The sequence below is a fragment of the Kocuria sp. APC 4018 genome (assembly GCF_030407675.1).
GTDB classification, from domain to species: domain Bacteria; phylum Actinomycetota; class Actinomycetes; order Actinomycetales; family Micrococcaceae; genus Kocuria; species Kocuria rhizophila.
Genome location: NZ_JASDCY010000115.1, coordinates 1 through 1,896, shown reverse-complemented (window position 1 = coordinate 1,896; position 1,896 = coordinate 1). Strand labels below are relative to the sequence as shown.

Below are 1,896 nucleotides of genomic sequence, written 5' to 3'. Positions count from 1 at the left end.
CGGGCTGACCCCGCCCCGGGTGCACCGGTTGACCCCGCCCCCGGGTGCACGCCGCATCCGGCGCCGCCCCCCACACCGGGGGCTGGGATCAGGACCTCAGAGTTCCAGCCACACCGCGCTGTCCACGGTCAGGCGGTTGTCGATCACCGCGTCCTGGCCGCTCGTGAGCAGCAGTGTGCCGCGCGAGAGCTCCGCGATCTCAGCGTCACCCTCCCCGAGGTTCGCCGCCACCAGCACCGTGCGGCCCTCGCTCGTGCTGAGCACGTACGCCAGCACACCCTCCGGACCGTCGCTCAGCTCGTGCCAGGTGAAGTCCGCAGTGCCCAGACCCAGTTCACCGCGCACCCCCAGGGCACGCCGGTAGAGGTTGAGCGTGGACTGCGGATCGCCCTCCTGGTGGTCCACCGTGATCTCGCGGAAGGACTCCGGCTGCGGCAGCCACGGGTTCGGGCCGAAGCCCAGCCCCTCGCCCACGGGGGACCAGGGCAGAGGCACCCGAGCGCCGTCGCGCCCCAGCTCCGCGCCCGCAGTGCGGTGGAACGTGGGATCCTCGCGGGCGGCGTCGGGAAGGGACGTGTGCTCGGGGAGGCCCAGCTCGTCGCCCTGGTAGACGTACGCCGAACCCGGCAGGGACAGCTCCACCAGCGCGGCGGCGCGGGCCCGGCGCAGGCCCTGGCCGTGGTGCGGCTGCTCGTCCTGCGCGCCGATGCCGTTGGGGTAGGCGGTGCGCGAGCCCAGGCCGTAGCGGGAGGCGTGGCGCACGGTGTCGTGGTTGGAGAGCACCCACGTGCAGGGCGCGCCCACCTCGTAGTAGGCGCGCAGCGAGGCGTCCACGGTGTCCCGCATCCGGTCGCGGTGCCACCCGGAGATCAGGAAGTCGAAGTTGAACGCCTGCTGCGCCTCGTCCGGGCGCACGTAGCGGGCCAGCCGGGGAGCCGGGCCCACCCACGCCTCGACCACCAGTATCCGGTCCCCGGGGTACTCCTGGAGCACGCGGTGCCAGTCACGGTAGATCTCGTGCACGCCGTCCTGGTCGAAGTACGGGCCGGTGTCCATGGTCTTGGTGGGCTCGTGGGCGTCCTCGGTGCCATCCTCCTCGGCGGTGCCCTCCACCATGTGGACCTGCTCGTCCCAGTCCGGGAGGCCCTCGGCCTTGATCATCCCGTGGGCCACGTCCACCCGGAAGCCGTCCGCCCCGCGGTCCAGCCAGAACCGCAGGATGGCGCGGAACTCCTCCCACACCTCCGGGTTCTTCCAGTCCAGATCCGGCTGGGAGGAGTCGAACAGGTGCAGGTACCACTGGCCGTCCGCCACGCGGGTCCACGCGGAGCCGCCGAACAGGGACTTCCAGTTGTTGGGCGGCAGCTCACCGTTCTCGCCCCTGCCCTCCCGGAAGATGTAGCGGGCGCGTTCCGGTGAACCGGGTGCTGAGGCCAGGGCGGCCCGGAACCACTCGTGGTCCTCGGACGTGTGGTTGGGCACCAGGTCCACGATGATCTTCAACCCCAGCCGGTGGGCCTCCTCGCGCATCCGGTCGTAGTCCTCCAACGAACCGAAGCGGGGATCCACGGTGCGGTAGTCCGCGACGTCGTAGCCGGCGTCGTGCTGCGGCGAGAGATAGAAGGGGGAGAGCCACACGGCGTCCACCCCCAGCCGCTTGAGGTAGGGAAGCTTCTCGGTGACGCCGCCCAGATCACCCATGCCGTCTCCGTTGGAGTCCTTGAAGGAGCGGGGGTACACCTGGTAGATCACGGCGTCGCGCCACCACTCGGAGCCGGAGGGGGCGGGGAAGGAGGTCTGGGAGAAAGTCACGCACTCCAGGCTACCCACGGCCGGGCGTCACGGGCCAAAGGGCACCCCGTTCTTCGAGGGGCGGGGGTCTCCCCGCGTGCCTGG

The 1,896-nt window shown here is 71.3% G+C and carries 1 protein-coding gene; it reads right to left on the bottom strand.

Annotated elements, in window-relative coordinates; genetic code table 11:
• Positions 1-96: 96 nt before the first annotated feature.
• Positions 97-1,812, bottom strand: coding sequence for a glycoside hydrolase family 13 protein (locus QL985_RS12040; RefSeq protein ID WP_259905142.1), 1,716 nt, complete (start codon positions 1,810-1,812; stop codon positions 97-99).
• Positions 1,813-1,896: the final 84 nt, after the last annotated feature.